The sequence below is a fragment of the Pseudomonas sivasensis genome, assembly GCF_052938085.1.
The window spans coordinates 6,174,784-6,191,268 of record NZ_CP176442.1; the positions used below are offsets into that span (position 1 = coordinate 6,174,784).

16 protein-coding genes are annotated in these 16,485 nt (G+C 60.8%); 9 read left to right on the forward strand and 7 right to left on the reverse strand.

The window, feature by feature from the left end; all coding sequences use genetic code 11:
• Nucleotides 1-26: 26 nt before the first annotated feature.
• Entirely contained in the window at nt 27-1,595 is a 1,569-nt protein-coding gene (locus ACKZ62_RS28385) for a SulP family inorganic anion transporter (protein WP_447096150.1), read from the forward strand.
• Here ACKZ62_RS28385 and aroE read toward each other — a convergent pair whose 3' ends face one another.
• Both aroE and hemF read right to left on the reverse strand, forming a co-directional pair.
• Nucleotides 1,596-2,417, reverse strand: coding sequence for a shikimate dehydrogenase (aroE, locus tag ACKZ62_RS28390; protein ID WP_447096151.1), 822 nt, complete (start codon nt 2,415-2,417; stop codon nt 1,596-1,598).
• Nucleotides 2,417-3,349 carry an oxygen-dependent coproporphyrinogen oxidase gene (gene hemF, locus ACKZ62_RS28395; protein ID WP_032885127.1) on the reverse strand — a complete coding sequence of 311 codons (933 nt, stop codon included), beginning with the start codon at nt 3,347-3,349 and terminating at the stop codon, nt 2,417-2,419. Before hemF ends, aroE begins: the two co-directional genes overlap by 1 nt.
• Nucleotides 3,350-3,509: 160 nt before the next feature.
• Here hemF and ACKZ62_RS28400 point away from each other — a divergent pair, with 160 nt between their 5' ends.
• A complete protein-coding gene (locus ACKZ62_RS28400; protein ID WP_122754141.1) occupies nt 3,510-4,487 on the forward strand; it encodes a quinone oxidoreductase family protein in 978 nt (325 codons plus the stop codon).
• Between the two features lie 80 nt (nt 4,488-4,567).
• Here ACKZ62_RS28400 and ACKZ62_RS28405 read toward each other — a convergent pair whose 3' ends face one another.
• The 3 genes from ACKZ62_RS28405 to ACKZ62_RS28415 form a co-directional block, all read right to left on the reverse strand.
• The gene (locus ACKZ62_RS28405; protein ID WP_032885130.1) at nt 4,568-5,125 is read right to left on the reverse strand and encodes an L-threonylcarbamoyladenylate synthase type 1 TsaC; all 558 of its coding nucleotides are present in this window, start codon (nt 5,123-5,125) and stop codon (nt 4,568-4,570) included.
• Between the two features lie 75 nt (nt 5,126-5,200).
• A complete protein-coding gene (dprA, locus tag ACKZ62_RS28410; protein ID WP_447096152.1) occupies nt 5,201-6,304 on the reverse strand; it encodes a DNA-processing protein DprA in 1,104 nt (367 codons plus the stop codon).
• Nucleotides 6,305-6,367: 63 nt separating this feature from the next.
• Nucleotides 6,368-7,135 carry a peptidoglycan-binding protein gene (locus ACKZ62_RS28415; protein WP_447096153.1) on the reverse strand — a complete coding sequence of 256 codons (768 nt, stop codon included), beginning with the start codon at nt 7,133-7,135 and terminating at the stop codon, nt 6,368-6,370.
• Between the two features lie 135 nt (nt 7,136-7,270).
• Here ACKZ62_RS28415 and def point away from each other — a divergent pair, with 135 nt between their 5' ends.
• From def to ACKZ62_RS28440, 5 genes are all read left to right on the forward strand, one after another.
• Nucleotides 7,271-7,777: a peptide deformylase gene (gene def, locus ACKZ62_RS28420; RefSeq protein WP_032885135.1), complete on the forward strand. Its 507-nt coding sequence runs from the start codon at nt 7,271-7,273 to the stop codon at nt 7,775-7,777.
• A 69-nt stretch (nt 7,778-7,846) separates the two neighbouring features.
• A complete protein-coding gene (gene fmt / locus ACKZ62_RS28425; RefSeq protein ID WP_095185273.1) occupies nt 7,847-8,800 on the forward strand; it encodes a methionyl-tRNA formyltransferase in 954 nt (317 codons plus the stop codon).
• The gene (rsmB, locus tag ACKZ62_RS28430) at nt 8,797-10,107 is read left to right on the forward strand and encodes a 16S rRNA (cytosine(967)-C(5))-methyltransferase RsmB (protein ID WP_032885139.1); all 1,311 of its coding nucleotides are present in this window, start codon (nt 8,797-8,799) and stop codon (nt 10,105-10,107) included. The genes fmt and rsmB overlap by 4 nt, the downstream gene beginning before the upstream one ends.
• 23 nt (nt 10,108-10,130) lie before the next feature.
• Nucleotides 10,131-11,504, forward strand: coding sequence for a Trk system potassium transporter TrkA (gene trkA / locus ACKZ62_RS28435; protein ID WP_032885140.1), 1,374 nt, complete (start codon nt 10,131-10,133; stop codon nt 11,502-11,504).
• An 18-nt stretch (nt 11,505-11,522) separates the two neighbouring features.
• On the forward strand, nt 11,523-11,834 hold the full coding sequence (locus ACKZ62_RS28440; RefSeq protein WP_032885141.1) for a tetratricopeptide repeat protein: 312 nt from the start codon (nt 11,523-11,525) through the stop codon (nt 11,832-11,834).
• A 77-nt stretch (nt 11,835-11,911) separates the two neighbouring features.
• Here the strand turns inward: ACKZ62_RS28440 and ACKZ62_RS28445 are convergent, their stop codons facing one another.
• Both ACKZ62_RS28445 and ACKZ62_RS28450 read right to left on the reverse strand, forming a co-directional pair.
• Entirely contained in the window at nt 11,912-12,799 is an 888-nt protein-coding gene (locus tag ACKZ62_RS28445; RefSeq protein WP_032885142.1) for a lysophospholipid acyltransferase, read from the reverse strand.
• Between the two features lie 40 nt (nt 12,800-12,839).
• Nucleotides 12,840-13,397 (reverse strand): DNA-3-methyladenine glycosylase I, encoded by a 558-nt coding sequence (locus ACKZ62_RS28450; protein ID WP_099601810.1) that lies wholly within the window; start codon nt 13,395-13,397, stop codon nt 12,840-12,842.
• An 81-nt stretch (nt 13,398-13,478) separates the two neighbouring features.
• On the opposite strand from ACKZ62_RS28450, the gene glyQ reads away from it, so the two are divergent.
• Nucleotides 13,479-14,432, forward strand: a complete 954-nt coding sequence (gene glyQ, locus ACKZ62_RS28455) for a glycine--tRNA ligase subunit alpha (protein ID WP_003213601.1) — start codon at nt 13,479-13,481, stop codon at nt 14,430-14,432.
• Entirely contained in the window at nt 14,429-16,483 is a 2,055-nt protein-coding gene (glyS, locus tag ACKZ62_RS28460) for a glycine--tRNA ligase subunit beta (RefSeq protein WP_447096154.1), read from the forward strand. The genes glyQ and glyS overlap by 4 nt, the downstream gene beginning before the upstream one ends.
• Nucleotides 16,484-16,485 lie beyond the last annotated feature (2 nt).

Genomic DNA, 16,485 nt, shown 5'->3' on the forward strand with positions numbered 1-16,485 from the left:
GTCAAACCTTTTCAGCCGAGTTATAAATGCCCCGGCCCAACCGCCATACACTCTTCCCCTTCCTCAGCTGGCTCCCGCGTCAAACCCGAGCCACTGTGGGCCGGGACGCGCTGGTCGGCCTCAGCGGCGCCGTGCTCGCACTGCCCCAATCGATTGCCTACGCGCTGATCGCCGGTCTTCCACCGGAGTACGGTCTGTACGCCGCCATCATCCCGGTGCTGATCGCGTGCCTGTGGGGTTCATCCTGGCACCTGATCTGTGGCCCCACGGCGGCGATTTCCATCGTGCTCTATGCCAGCGTGAGCCCATTGGCCGTGCCGGGGTCGCAGGACTACATCACCTTGATCCTGTTGCTCACCTTTCTCGCCGGCGTATTCCAGTGGCTGCTGGGCATGCTGCGCTTTGGCGCACTGGTGAACTTTGTCTCCCATTCGGTGGTGTTGGGTTTCACCTTGGGCGCCGCCGTGGTGATTGCCCTGGGGCAGTTGCCGAACCTGTTGGGGCTGGATTTGCCGAGCCAGGCCACCGCAATCAATAGCCTGCTGGCGCTGATCCACCATGCTGGCGAGTGGGACCACGCGTCCCTTGTCCTGGGGATCGGGACGTTGCTGGTGGGTGCTTTGCTCAAATACCTCGTGCCTCTCTGGCCAACGCTACTGATCGCACTGACCCTGGGTAGCCTGGCAACGTGGCTATGGCCGGCGATGCTCGGGCATGTGGCGTTGGTCAGTTCGTTTATCGGCAAACTGCCGCCGTTCAGCCCGTTACCGTTGGACCTGGACATGATCCTGCGCCTGCTGCCCAGTGCCGTGGCGGTGGGCATGCTGGGACTGGTAACCAGCCTGTCGATTGCCCGCTCGCTGTCGGCTCGTTCGCAACAGTTGCTCGACGCGAATCAGGAAGTTCGCGCGCAGGGTTTATCCAATATCGTAGGCGGATTTTTCTCCGGCTATCTGTCGGCCGGTTCCTTTACCCGCTCAGGCCTCAGCTACGAGGCAGGCGCCTGCTCGCCGTTGGCCGGGGTGTTTTCCGCGTTATGGGTGGCGCTGTTTGCGTTATTTGGTGCGGCATTGATCGCGCATATTCCAATTCCGAGCATGGCGGCGAGCATCCTGCTGATTTGCTGGGGCTTGGTGGATCATCGTGCTATTCGCGCGCTGTTTCGCGTCAGCCGTGCAGAGTTTGTGGTGATGAGCCTGACCTGTGTCGCCACGTTATTACTGGAGCTGCAAACGGCGATCTATGCAGGGGTGCTGGCGTCGCTGTTTTTCTATCTCAAACGCACGTCGCAGCCACGGGTTCAACAATGGCGAGACGGTGACGAAGATATATTGCGAGTCGGCGGCTCGATCTTTTTTGGCGCCAGCCATTACCTGCAAGTGCGCCTGCAAAGTTTGCAGGGCAAGCGGGTGGTGATCGAGGCGCAGCAGATCAACTTTATCGACTATTCCGGGGTAGAGATGCTGCACCAGGAGGCGCGGAGATTGAAGGGGTTGGGGCGTAGCCTGACACTGCGCGGGGCACGGCCGCAGGTGGTTGAAGAGCTGAAGAAACTGGAAGGGGCCGATAACTGCCCCATCCAGTTTGAAGATTGATTACTGCGCCAACTGACGGCGCAGTTCAGCCAACACCGGCGCCGAATCCGGGCGCACACCGCGCCATAGAAAGAACGCTTCAGCGGCCTGTTCAACCAGCATGCCCAGGCCATCCATTGCCACAGCTGCACCTTGCTCAGCCGCCCAGCAGCAAAACGCGGTCGGCTCCTTGGCATACATCATGTCGTAGCAAAAGGTCTTGCCCGGTTCTATCAAGCTGCCGGCAATCGGCGGTAAATCGCCTGACAGGCTGGCAGACGTGGCATTGATGATTACGTCCACCGGCTCACGCAGCCAGTCGAAACCACTGGCCGACACCGGGCCCAAGTCGTCGAACAACTCGGCGAGCAATTCAGCCTTTTCCACAGTGCGATTGGCGATGATCAATGAAGCAGGACGCTCAGCCAGTAACGGTTCCAACGCCCCGCGTACCGCGCCACCGGCACCCAGCAACAGGATGCGTTTGCCTTGCAGGCTCAACCCGGCGTTTACCGTCAGGTCGCGCACCAGGCCCGCGCCGTCGGTGTTATCACCCAGCAGCGTGCCATCGGCCAACTTGCTCAGGGTGTTCACCGCACCGGCGCGTTGAGCGCGCTCGGTGAGGCTATTGGCCAGACGGTAAGCGTCTTCCTTGAACGGTACGGTGACGTTAGCGCCACGGCCTTGCTGGAAAAACTCACGGGCACAACCGGTGAAATCCTCCAAGGGCGCAAGCAAAGTGCTGTAGTCCAATTGTTCGCCGGTCTGCTCGGCGAACATGCGGTGAATCAGCGGCGACTTGCTGTGACCGATGGGGTTGCCGAAGACAACATAACGATCCATCAGACCGCCGCCTTAGGCGCGACAACGCCAAGCCAGTCGCGGTCTTGCAGGAAGTAATCAGTGAGCCGCGCCTCTTCGCTGCCGGCCTCGGCCTTCCAGTCATAGCTCCAGCGCACTTGCGGCGGCAGCGACATCAGGATCGATTCGGTACGCCCGCCCGATTGCAGACCAAATAGGGTGCCACGGTCGTAGACCAGGTTGAATTCAACATAGCGGCCGCGACGGAATTCCTGAAACTGGCGCTGCTGCTCGGTATAGGCCATGGCTTTGCGACGCTGCACGATCGGCAGATAAGCATCGATATAGGCATCGCCGATGGCGCGGATGAAGGCGAAGCAGGTGTCGAAGTCCCACTCGTTCAAGTCATCGAAAAACAGGCCGCCGATACCACGGGGTTCGTTGCGATGCTTGATATGGAAGTAGGTGTCACACCAGGCCTTGTAGCGCGAGTACACGTCCGGGCCAAAAGGTGCGCAGGCCTGCTCGGCAACACGGTGCCAGTGGATGCAGTCTTCTTCGTTGCCGTAATACGGAGTGAGGTCAAAGCCACCACCGAACCACCACACCGGCTCTTCGCCTTCTTTTTCAGCGATGAAAAAACGCACGTTGGCATGGGACGTCGGCACATGAGGGTTGTGCGGGTGGATCACCAGCGACACGCCGAGGGCTTCAAAGCCACGACCGGCCAGCTCTGGGCGGTGTGCACTGGCGGACGGTGGCAAACCGCTGCCGAATACGTGAGAAAAGTTAACGCCGCCTTTTTCGATCACCGAACCGTTTTCGATCACACGGGTGCGACCGCCACCGCCGGCAGGCCGGGTCCAGGCGTCTTCGATAAAGCGAGTGTCCGTCTCAAAGGTTTCCAGGGCGCTGCAAATGCGGTCTTGCAGGTCAAGCAGGTAGGCCTTTACAGCCTCGGTGCGGGTAGTCATGGCATCACCTTGAATCGGGCAAAGCTACGCGAGGCCATTGGGCGTCGGCGGCAAATGGGCGCACAGGATACCACTGCACCCTATGCCGTCGCAGTTGACGAAGATCAAGCTTAGGAGTCCGATAGGGGGCTACGCGAATTCGACCCAAGGAGAAGTGCAGATGGCCAAACGTATCCAGTTCAGCGCCCATGGCGGCCCCGATGTACTTGAATATGTGGACTACACGCCGGCGGAGCCGGGCCCGCAGCAGGTTCGTGTGCGTAACGAGGCCATTGGCCTGAACTTCATCGACACCTATTTCCGCAGCGGCCTGTACGCGCCACCGGCCTTGCCGTCCGGTCTGGGCGCAGAAGGCGCCGGCGTAGTTGACGCGGTTGGCAGCGAAGTCACCCAATTCAAGGTCGGCGACCGCGTGGCCTACGGCAGCGGCCCGCTCGGCGCGTACAGCGAACTGCACGTACTGCCCGCCGCTAACCTGGTGCACCTGCCGGACGACATCAGCTTCGAACAAGCCGCCGGTGCCATGCTCAAGGGCCTGACCGTGCAGTACCTGTTGCGCCAGACCTATGAACTGAAGGGCGGCGAGACCATCCTGTTCCACGCTGCGGCCGGTGGCGTGGGCTCCCTGGCCTGCCAATGGGCCAAGGCGCTCGGCGTGAAGTTGATCGGTACCGTGAGTTCGCCAGAGAAAGCCGCTTTGGCCAAATCCCTCGGTGCCTGGGAAACCATCGACTACAGCAAGGAAAACGTCGCACAGCGCGTGCTGGAATTGACCGACGGCAAAAAGGTCCCGGTGGTGTACGACGGTGTCGGCAAGGACACGTGGCTGACTTCCCTGGACAGCGCGGCGCCCCGTGGGTTGGTGGTGAGCTTTGGCAATGCCTCTGGCGCGGTGGATGGGGTGAACTTGGGGATACTCTCGGCCAAGGGCTCGCTGTACGTGACCCGACCGACCCTGGCGACCTACGCCAACAACGCGGCGAACTTGCAGGCGATGGCGGATGATCTGTTTTCGATGATCCAAAGCGGCAAGGTGCGCATTGATATCAACCAGCGGTATTCGCTGGCGGACGCGGCGAAGGCACAGACGGAGTTGTCGGCGCGGCGTACCACTGGGTCGACCATCCTGTTGCCGTAAGGCTTCAGAACGCTATCGCCGGCAAGAGCACGTAACCCTCTGTAGGAGGTGCCTTGCCGGCGATCAGCCACACCTCAGTATTACGACGGTCGCACCACCTCACCGGTTGCCAGATTGCGAATCAGGCTTGGATTCTTGCGACCGCCGAGGGCGCCGCCCAGTACCAAGTCGACCTGACCACGGAAATACTGCTCCACGCGAATCCGCGAGCGCGCAGCCGGGCGGCCTTGAGGGTTGGCCGACGTGGAAATCAACGGCCCGACCAGCGAACACAAATCCCGCACCAGAGGATGGTCAGTGACCCGAAGCGCGACCGTGTCGTGCACACCGGTCACCCATGCCGGCAGCAAGTCCTGATGGGGCACCAGCCAAGTGTTCGGCCCTGGCCAGGTGCTGGCCATACGGTCGATCCAGTCTTGGGGGAAATCTTCGAAGAGAAAATCAAACTGACGAATGTTGTCGGCCACCAGGATCAGGCCCTTGTCCACCGAGCGATTCTTGATGGCGAGCAAACGGTCGACTGCTTCTTCGTTCCACGGGTCGCAGCCCAAGCCCCATACCGCCTCGGTTGGATAGGCAATCACCGCGCCTGCGCGAATTTCTCGTGCGGTTTCCAACACACGCCACCTGTTGACCATTGCTCATTCTCCGGACTAAAGCTCTGGGCAGTTTACCGATCTTCTTTACAAAACCTAGTTCCAAAAAACCGGCAGCTATAAAAGCTGACCACGCGCCAGCCAGCGACCGCTTTCGCAAATCACCTGGCCTTCAAGCTCCAGCTCCGTGAGGGTCGCCAACACTTGGGACAAAGGCCGACCGCTGGCAATCGCCAGGGCTTCGCTGGTGTGGGGCGCCGCGTGCAGCAACGCCACCAGCGGATGGATCACCGGCATCGGCGCCGGGCGCGACAAAGCCTGCCAGCCCCGCAAGCCTTCGAGGATGTGCTCAATGGTTTCCACCAGCATTGCACCATCGCGGATCAACTGATGACAGCCTTTGGCCCCAGGGTGATGGATGGAACCCGGGATGGCATACACCTCCCGGCCTTGCTCGGCCGCCAGCTTCGCGGTGATCAGCGAGCCACTGGCCACACTGGCTTCCACCACCAGCACGCCCAGCGACAGGCCACTGATGATTCGATTGCGCCGCGGAAAGTTGCTCGCCTGAGGCCCAGCGTCCAGTGGGAACTCGGAAACCACTGCGCTGCCCTGGGCAATCATCGCCTCTGCGAGCCTTCGGTGGCGCTGTGGATAAACATTTTCCAGGCCGGTGCCAAGCACGCCGATGGTGTGTCCACCCACATCCAATGCCGCTTGATGCGCCGCGCCGTCGATACCCAGTGCGAGGCCACTGGTGATGACAAAACCGGCGCTGGCCAAACTACGGGAAAAAGCGGCAGCGGTGTCCATGCCAGGGCGCGACGCGCGCCGGCTGCCGACCATCGCCAGTTGCGGTTTTTCGAGGATTGAAGGGTCGCCAGCGACGAATAACAGCGGTGGCGCATCGTCGATCTGGGCTAGTAATGCCGGATACTCAGGCTGGTCCCACATCAGCAAATGCTGGGCTGGGCGGCCCAACCACGCCAATGCCTCACTGGCGCCATCTCGGATTTCGGGACTGCGGCGAGCGTCTGCGCTGATGGGTGGCAAGCCCAGTGCACGCCAGGCACTGGCAGGTGCGCTGATGGCCTTTGAAGCGCTGCCGAACGCTTCGATCAACAACCTAAAACGCTTCGGGCCTACTTCTGGCAGCCTGTGCAAGCGTAGTCGGGCCTCCAGTTCTGAAGGGGAAATTTCACTGCTGTTTATCGGAAACATCTGATCATCCTTGACCGGAACAAGCTGTGGATAACTCTGTTGGTAACTTATTTAGCAGGCTATTTATTGCGTTTGCGCAGCAGTCTCGAAACGGTCCATGACTGCCAACGGGCGTGAGGCGCTGAGAACCAGGCCATAACTGAGTTTTTCGTAGGTGCGGAACACCAGCAGAGTGCCGGCGCGCTCATCGGGTAGCTTCGTGGGAACACCGGTGAGCGGGTCGCGGACGGTGGCGCCGGTTTTAATGACGGTCAGCAGTTGACCCTCCACCAGACCGTCGCGCCGGCCTTTGCTCAGGGTGACAGCGTCCAGCACGCCAATCTGGGTGACGCCCCTGGAGATATCGATGATTTTTCCTTCGATGAAAGGCGCTGACTTCACGGGCTCCAGCGCCGTAGGCAATTGCGCGCGGAGCAGGCGGTCGCCGGGGCGTACCTCCTGAGTTACCCGTTGCACAGCGAGGGTGGTGAGGTCGCCCGCCATCACAAAGCGCGCGGTACCGATGTCATCGGCGTTGATACCCAGCAATTCCTGCGTTTGAGGGTCGGCGTAAACCTTGCCTCGGCGAAAGATCCCATAGCTTGGCTGGGCCGGATCCAGGTCGCCTCTGGCGTGCACACGTTCGCCATTGGCCCCCAGCACGCGCCCGCCGTCGGTCGCGACAATGTAAGGCGCATTGTCCAGATCCTGAGGCGTATCAAGAATACGGTTATGCAATAAAAACCGCTGAATGGCCTGTTGCGTCGGTTGATCCAGACGCGAGCCAGGTTGGGGAAGCAGGGCTGCGGCGAACGGGGCCCATAGCAGCAAGACGAGTAGCGATTTCCTCATGGGGTGAATCTCCTTTATTATGTGCGTTCGCGTGAAATGCCAGAGCCTTCGCGGCTTTCGAACCTTTCACACCGGCCGTATGGGTCCATCCCACCGCCGATTTGCCTTTACCTCACATGTGCAGCAATTACGCTTATGGCTATTTTGAACATCCTCGAATTCCCCGACTCGCGCCTGCGCACGATCGCCAAACCGGTGGCCGTAGTGGACGACAAGGTTCGTCAGTTGGTCGATGACATGTTTGAAACAATGTATGAAGCCCCGGGCATTGGCCTCGCCGCCACCCAGGTCAACGTGCATCAGCGCGTCGTGGTCATGGACCTGTCGGAAGACCGTAGCGAGCCGATGGTGTACATCAACCCTGAGTTCGAACCACTGACCGAAGAGATGGGCGAATATCAGGAAGGCTGCCTGTCGGTGCCGGAGTTCTACGAGAACGTCGAGCGCCCGCTGCGCGTGAAGATCAAAGCCTTGGACCGTGACGGTAAGCCGTTCGAGCTGATTGCCGAAGGCCTGCTGGCAGTGTGCATCCAGCACGAATGCGACCACCTCAACGGCAAACTATTTGTCGATTACCTGTCCACGCTCAAGCGCGACAGGATCAAGAAGAAGCTGGAAAAAAAGCATCGCCAGCAAGCTTGATGCCCTCCTTCCAAAGGCTTGCTGCGGCAAGCCTTTTTCTTTTGTGACTGTTTTTAACCGAGACTTCCCATGACCGAGCCATTGCGCATTGTTTTTGCCGGCACCCCTGAATTCGCCGCCGAACACCTCAAGGCGCTGCTTGCCAGCCCTCACGATGTCATTGCGGTGTATACCCAGCCGGATCGCCCGGCCGGTCGCGGGCAAAAACTGATGCCGAGCCCGGTCAAGCAGTTGGCGCTTGAGCACAACATTCCTGTACTGCAGCCGCCTACCCTGCGCAACGCCGAGGCCCAGGCCGAGCTGGCTGCGCTCAATCCTGACCTACTGGTGGTGGTGGCTTACGGCTTGATCCTGCCGCAAGTGGTGCTGGATATCCCGCGCCTGGGTTGCATCAACAGCCATGCGTCGCTGCTGCCACGCTGGCGCGGTGCGGCGCCGATCCAGCGCGCGGTGGAAGCCGGTGATGCGCAAAGCGGTGTGACCGTGATGCGTATGGAGGCAGGTTTGGACACCGGCCCGATGCTGCTCAAAGTGGTTACGCCGATCACCGCCGAAGACACTGGCGGCAGCCTGCACGACCGCCTGGCCGAAATGGGCCCAACTGCCGTCATCCAAGCCATCGCCGGCCTCGCCGAAGGCACCTTGGAAGGCGAAGTGCAGGACGATAGCCTGGCCACCTACGCCCATAAATTGAACAAAGACGAAGCACGCATCGACTGGAGCCGCCCGGCGGTGGAGCTGGAACGGCTGGTGCGTGCCTTCAACCCGTGGCCGGTCTGCCACAGCACCCTCAACGGCGAAGCCTTGAAAGTGTTGGCTGCCCATTTGGCGGACGGCAAAGGCGCCCCCGGCGAGATCATCGGCGCCAGCAAGGAAGGCCTGTTGGTCGCCTGCGGTGAACAGGCGCTGTGCCTGACGCGTCTGCAATTGCCCGGCGGCAAGGCGCTGAATTTCAGCGACTTGTTCAACAGCCGTCGTGAGAAATTTTCCCTGGGCACTGTACTTGGGGTGGCCGCGCAATGAACCCACGTCTGGCCGCCGCCAAGGCTCTCGCCGCCGTACTCAACGGCAAGGCTTCGCTGAACAGTTCACTGCCCACGCAGTTGGATAAAGTCGAAGACCGTGATCGCGGCTTCACCCAGGACCTGGCCTTTGGCACCGCCCGTTGGCAACCTCGTTTGTCGGCGCTGGCGGCCAAGCTGCTGCAAAAGCCATTCAAGGCGGCCGATGCTGACGTCGAGGCGCTGCTGCTGGTAGGGCTTTATCAGTTGCTCTACACCCGCGTGCCGGCCCACGCCGCCATCGGTGAAACCGTCGGATGCGCCGACAAGCTGAAAAAACCTTGGGCCAAGGCCCTGCTCAACGCTGTGCTGCGCCGTGCCCAACGCGAAAGCGAGGCGCTGCTGGCGGAGCTGGAACATGACCCGGTAGTGCGCACCGCCCACCCGCGCTGGCTGCAAAAATCCCTCAAGGCGTTCTGGCCCGAGCAGTGGGAAGCCATTTGCGCGGCGAACAATGCGCACCCGCCGATGATCCTGCGGGTCAACCGTCGCCATCACAGCCGTGACGCGTACCTGCAATTGCTGACGGCCGCAGGCATCAACGCGACGCCGTGCGTGTACAGCACCGACGGCATCGTGCTGGAGGCCGCCGCCGATGTACGCAGCCTGCCGGGCTTTGCCGAGGGTTGGATCAGTGTGCAGGACGAAGCCGCGCAACTGGCCGCCGACCTGCTCGATCTGGCACCGGGCCAGCGCGTGCTGGACGCTTGTTGTGCACCAGGCGGTAAGACATGTCACATCCTGGAAGTCGAAAAAGGCTTGGCCGGTGTCGTCGCTGTTGACCTGGAAGCCAAGCGCCTCGTGCGTGTAAGGGAAAACCTCGCACGCCTGGGCCTGAGCGCCGAACTGATCGCCGCCGACGGCCGTGACACCGCCGCATGGTGGGACGGCAAACCGTTCCAGCGCATTCTGCTGGACGCGCCTTGCTCCGCGACCGGTGTGATCCGCCGCCACCCGGACATCAAGCTCACACGCCAACCCGACGACATCGCCGCCCTGGCCGCGCTGCAAGGTGAACTGTTGGACGCGATGTGGCCGACCCTCGAAGTCGGCGGCATTCTGCTCTACGCCACCTGCTCGACATTGCCCACCGAAAATACTGAGGTAATCGAAGCCTTCCTCGCTCGCACCAGCGGCGCCCGTGAGCTGGATCTCGCCACGACGGCCGGTATCAAGCAGCCTCACGGTCGCCAACTGCTCGCGCAAGAAGGCGGACACGATGGCTTCTACTACGCCAAACTGATCAAGATCGCCGCCGCGCGTGGCTGAATGGTTATTGAGGGAGTGACCGGATGAAAATCATCATCCTTGGGGCAGGGCAGGTCGGCGGCACACTGGCCGAACATTTGGCCAGTGAAGCCAACGACATTACAGTGGTCGACACCGATAGCGAACGCCTGCGCGACTTGGGCGACCGCCTGGATATCCGCACCGTACAAGGTCGTGCATCGTTTCCTACGGTGCTGCGTCAGGCCGGGGCCGACGATGCCGACATGCTCGTGGCCGTGACCAACAGCGACGAGACCAATATGGTCGCCTGCCAAGTCGCCCATACCCTGTTCCACACCCCGACCAAGATCGCCCGGGTCCGCGAAGCCGCCTACCTGACCCGCGCCGGTCTGTTCGATAACGACGCCATTCCTGTAGATGTGCTCATCAGTCCTGAGCAAGTGGTGACCCACTACATCAAGCGCCTGATCGAAATCCCGGGCGCCTTGCAGGTGATCGACTTCGCCGGTGGCAAAGCCCAATTGGTCGCAGTGAAGGCCTATTACGGCGGTCCACTGGTCGGCCAACAACTGCGCCAACTGCGTGAACACATGCCCAATGTGGAAACCCGCGTAGCGGCGATTTTTCGGCGTGACCGGCCGATCCTGCCGCAGGGCGATACAGTGATCGAAGCCGACGACGAGGTGTTTTTCATCGCGGCCAAAGCGAATATTCGCGCCGTCATGAGCGAAATGCGCCGGCTCGACGAGAACTACAAGCGCATCGTTATCGCCGGTGGCGGCCAGATCGGCGAACGGCTGGCCGAGGCCATCGAGAGTCGCTACCAAGTGAAGATCATCGAGATGAATCCGGCGCGCTGCCGGCATTTGTCCGACACCCTCGACAGCACCGTCGTCCTGCAAGGCAGCGCCTCGGACCGCGACCTGTTGATGGAAGAGAACATCGCCGACGCCGACATCTTCCTGGCCCTGACCAACGATGACGAAGCCAACATCATGTCGTCGCTGCTGGCCAAGCGGCTGGGGGCGAAGAAGGTGATGACCATCATCAACAACCCGGCCTATGTCGACCTGATCCAGGGCGGCGATATCGACATCGCCATCAGCCCGCAACTGGCGACCATCGGCACCTTGCTGGCCCACGTACGCCGTGGCGATATCGTCAGCGTGCACTCCCTGCGGCGCGGCGCGGCGGAAGCCATTGAGGCGATCGCCCATGGGGATTCGAAGTCGAGCAAAGTGATCGGCAAAGCCATCCGCGATATCGGCCTGCCGCCGGGCACAACCATTGGCGCGATCATTCGTGACGAAGAGGTGATCATTGCCCACGACGATACGATGATCGCCACGGGTGACCACGTGATCCTGTTCCTGGTGGATAAAAAACATATACGCGATGTGGAGAAGTTGTTCCACGTGGGATTGAGCTTTTTCTGATCAACCGGAGTGACCGACATGCTCGAATCCCTGGAAAAAATGCTCGCCAAGGGTGTGGATAACTCGCTGCTGCGCTTTGGACTGGGCAAGGGTTATTTGGATCTGAAGGACAACGCCAAGGCGGCGGAGCATTTGCAGAAATGCGTCGAGTTCGATCCGAAGTATTCGGCGGCGTGGAAGTTGTTGGGCAAGGCACAGTTAGGCCAGGGTGATAACTCCGCAGCGCGACAGGCGTGGGAGAAGGGCGTTGAAGCGGCCCAGGCCCATGGCGACAAGCAGGCCGAGAAAGAGATGACGGTGTTCCTGAAGAAACTCGACCGCCAAAGCTAAGCAGATCGAAAATGTGGGAGGGGCAAGTCGAATCGTCGCACCGCCCCTCCCACATTTGGTTTTGTATTGTCTTTGAGTCAATACCACCGCTCTTCACCCGGCGGGCGTTTCTTGAAGCGCTTCATGCTCCACATGTACTGGCTCGGGTAGGCGCCGACATAACGCTCAACGACCTTGCTCATGGCGGCGCAAGACGTGGCGGTGTCGGTGCTGTACATGTCTTCCGGCGCAGCTTCCAGGATCACTTTGTAGCCCGAACCATCCGGCAGTCGCAGGGCATGCAGGAATACACCGACCGCCTTATGGCCCGCGAGCATATTCGGCACGAACTTGCTGGTGAGCGCCTGGGTTGCAAAGAATGGCACGAAGATCCCCGCCGATTCCGCCGGCTCCGGGTCAGCGGGAATACCCACTTGGCCACCTTTACGCACTTCCTTGATCACACTGAGGATGCCTTCCTTAGTGGAAGCCGCCACACGGTTGCCCAACTGCACGCGCTGCTTGCGCAGCAACTCATCCACTGCCTTGAGCTTGGGCGGGCGGTAAAAAATGATCGGCTTGCACTGGTTGCAGTAAAAGTGGTTCAACACTTCCCAGTTGCCCAGGTGGCTGGTGATGCCGACTACGCCTTTGCCCGAGGCCAGAGCTTCGTGCAGCACTTCCAGGCCTTCGACTTCACGCACTAGGTCGATGGAACGCTGGGCCGGCCAGATCCAGGCGCAGGCGCTTTCAGTCAGGGACTTGCCGATGTCCATCAGGCTTTGGCCGACCAAGCGCTCCCGGGCGGCGGGGTCCATGTCCGGAAAGCATTTTGATAGGTTGATCCGCACCGTTTCGCGGGATCGGTTGGGGGTTTTCCACATGATCCAGCCGATGGCCGAACCCACGGCTTGCACTGCGCGCCATGGCAGCAGGGCAAACAACCGAAGAGCGCCTACCAGCAAGGCGCCTTTAAACTTTTCCACAGGTCACTCCTGATCGTGTGTGGTGCGCAAAGCGCGCATTCTAACCGGCGTTGACCAAGTCCGCGTAACGGTCGCAGTCCTGAGTGTGGTCCATGACCATGCCAGAGGCCTGCATGAACGCGTAACAGATGGTCGGGCCAACGAAGGTGAAACCGGCTTTCTTGAGTGCTTTGCTCATGGCTTCAGCCTCCGGCGTAATCGCCGGCACTTCGCTGCGGTCCTTGAAATGGTTGACCTTGGGCACCCCGCCGACAAACGACCAGAGCAACCCCACCGGGTCCTCCAGCGCCAGCCAAGCCGCAGCGTTGCGCCGGGTGGCGTTGAGCTTGAGGCGGTTGCGCACGATACCTGGGTCGAGCATCAGCGCTTCGATCTCGTCATCGCTCAATTGCGCCAACCGCTGCGGATCAAAACCGAACAAGACCTTTCGATAATGCTCGCGTTTGCGTAAAACGGTGATCCAGGAAAGGCCCGCCTGGAACCCTTCGAGTAAAAGCAACTCGAACAAACCCTGCGCATCGCGTAGCGGCGTTCCCCACTCCTGATCGTGATAAGCCATGTACAGCGGATCTTCAGAACACCAAAAGCAGCGTGGCATAAGGCTCCAGGGGATGGTGGCTCGGCCGAATCGGGTATACTCCCGCTCTTTAAATCGCAGCCCAAGTAACAGGTGAATTTCGTGAGCCAGCCTACGCCAGCCGTGCGTACCTTCCAAGACTTGATCCTCGCCCTCCAGCAATACTGGGCCGAGCAAGGTTGTGTGGTACTTCAGCCCTACGATATGGAAGTAGGCGCCGGCACTTTCCACACCGCTACCTTCCTGCGGGCCATTGGCCCGGAAACCTGGAACGCCGCTTATGTGCAGCCCAGTCGTCGCCCGACTGACGGCCGCTACGGCGAAAACCCGAACCGTCTGCAGCACTACTACCAGTTCCAGGTGGTATTGAAGCCGAACCCGGACAATTTCCAGGAACTGTACCTGGGCTCGCTCAAGCATGTTGGCCTGGATCCGCTGGTCCACGATATCCGCTTCGTCGAAGACAACTGGGAGTCGCCGACCCTGGGCGCCTGGGGCTTGGGCTGGGAAGTCTGGCTCAACGGCATGGAAGTGACGCAGTTCACTTACTTCCAGCAAGCCGGTGGCATCGAGTGCTACCCGGTGACCGGCGAAATCACCTACGGCCTTGAGCGCCTGGCCATGTACCTGCAAGGCGTGGACTCGGTCTACGACCTGGTGTGGGCTGACGGCCCGTTCGGCAAAGTGACCTACGGCGATGTGTTCCACCAGAACGAAGTGGAGCAATCCACCTACAACTTCGAACACGCCAACGTCGAGAAGCTGTTCGAACTGTTCGACTTCTACGAAAGCGAAGCCAAGCGTCTGATCGAACTCGATCAGCCGCTGCCGCTGCCAAGCTATGAAATGGTGTTGAAGGCATCCCATACCTTCAACCTGCTGGACGCCCGCCGTGCCATCTCGGTAACCGCGCGCCAGCAATACATCCTGCGTGTACGCACCCTGGCGCGTTCCGTCGCCCAAGCCTACCTGCTGGCTCGCGCCAAGCTGGGCTTCCCGATGGCAACCCCGGACCTGCGTGATGAAGTGTTGGCTAAGCTGGAGGCTGCACAATGAGTGCTCAAGATTTCCTGGTTGAACTGGGCACCGAAGAGCTGCCACCGAAGGCACTCAACACCCTGGCCGATGCGTTCCTGGCCGGGATCGAAAAAGGCCTGCAAAGCGCTGGCCTGAAGTTTGAAGCCAAGAAAGTCTACGCCGCGCCACGTCGCCTGGCCGTGTTGCTGACCGCGCTGGAAACCCAGCAACCGGACCGCAGCATTAACCTCGACGGCCCGCCGCGCCAGGCGGCTTTCGACGCTGAAGGCAATCCGACCCAGGCTGCCCTTGGTTTTGCCAAGAAGTGTGGCGTGGAACTGAGCGAGATCGACCAGAGCGGTCCGAAACTGCGTTTCAGCCAAGTCATCACCGGTAAGCCGACTGCCAGCCTGCTGCCGACCATCGTTGAAGACTCCCTGAACGACCTGCCGATCCCCAAGCGCATGCGCTGGGGTGCACGCAAAGAAGAGTTCGTCCGCCCAACCCAATGGCTGGTGATGCTGCTCGGTGACCAGGTCATTGACTGCACCATCCTCGCCCAGAAGGCCGGCCGCGATTCCCGCGGTCACCGCTTCCACCATCCAGAAGCCGTACGCATCACCTCGCCGGAGAACTATGCCGCCGATCTGCGTGCAGCCTATGTGCTGGCCGACGCCAACGAGCGTCGCGAGCTGATCAGCAAGCGCACCGAAGAACTGGCCCGCCTGCAGGAAGGCACCGCCATCGTGCCGCCAAGCCTGCTCGACGAAGTGACCGCGCTGGTTGAATGGCCTGTGCCGCTGGTGTGCTCGTTCGAAGAGCGCTTCCTCGATGTGCCGCAAGAAGCACTGATCACCACCATGCAGGACAACCAGAAGTACTTCTGCCTGCTGGACGTGGACGGTAAGTTGCTGCCGCGCTTTATCACCGTAGCCAACATTGAAAGCAAAGACCCGCAGCAGATCATCGCCGGTAACGAGAAAGTCGTTCGCCCGCGACTGACTGACGCTGAGTTCTTCTTCAAGCAAGACAAGAAGCAGAAGCTCGAAGACTTCAACCTGCGCCTGCAAAACGTGGTGTTCCAGGAAAAACTCGGTAGCGTCTACGACAAGGCTGTGCGTGTTTCCAAACTCGCTGCCTACATCGCACCACGCATCGGCGGCGATGCGGCCTCGGCCGCCCGCGCTGGTTTGCTGTCCAAGTGCGACCTGGCGACCGAGATGGTCGGCGAATTCCCAGAGATGCAAGGTGTTGCCGGCTATTACTACGCCCTCAACGATGGCGAGGCCGAAGACGTCGCCCTGGCGCTGAACGAGCAGTACATGCCACGCGGTGCTGGTGCAGAACTGCCAACTACCTTGACCGGTGCGGCCGTGGCCATCGCCGACAAGCTGGATACCCTAGTGGGCATCTTCGGTATCGGCATGCTGCCTACCGGTAGCAAAGACCCGTACGCCCTGCGCCGTGCGGCATTGGGCGTGCTGCGTATCCTGATCGACAAGAAGCTCGACCTGGACCTGACACAGGCCATCGTGTTCGCGGTGGGTCAGTTCGGTACCAAGGTCAAGCAAGCGGGTCTGGCCGAGCAAGTGCTGGAGTTCGTGTTCGACCGCCTGCGTGCGCGTTACGAAGACGAAGGCGTGGACGTTTCCGTCTACCTGTCGGTTCGCGCCCTGCAGCCGGGTTCGGCGCTGGACTTCGATCAGCGCGTACAAGCCGTACAGGCCTTCCGTAAGTTGCCGGAAGCCGATGCCCTGGCCGCTGTGAACAAGCGTGTGTCGAACCTGCTAAGCAAGGCCGAAGGCCTGGGCAATGGCGACGTCGACCCTGGCCTGTTTGCCGATGCCAAAGAGTTCTCGCTGAATTCGGCCATCGCCAAGGCAGAAAACGCCGTCAAGCCGCTGATCGCCGAGCGTAACTACGCCGAAGCGCTGGCGCGCCTGGCCACCCTGCGTGAGCCGGTGGATGCGTTCTTCGAAGCCGTGATGATCAATGCCGAAGATGCCGGCGTGCGGAAAAACCGTTACGCCATGCTGGCGCGTCTGCGCGGCTTGTTCGTCAACATCGCTGACATTTCGACACTGAGCTGACC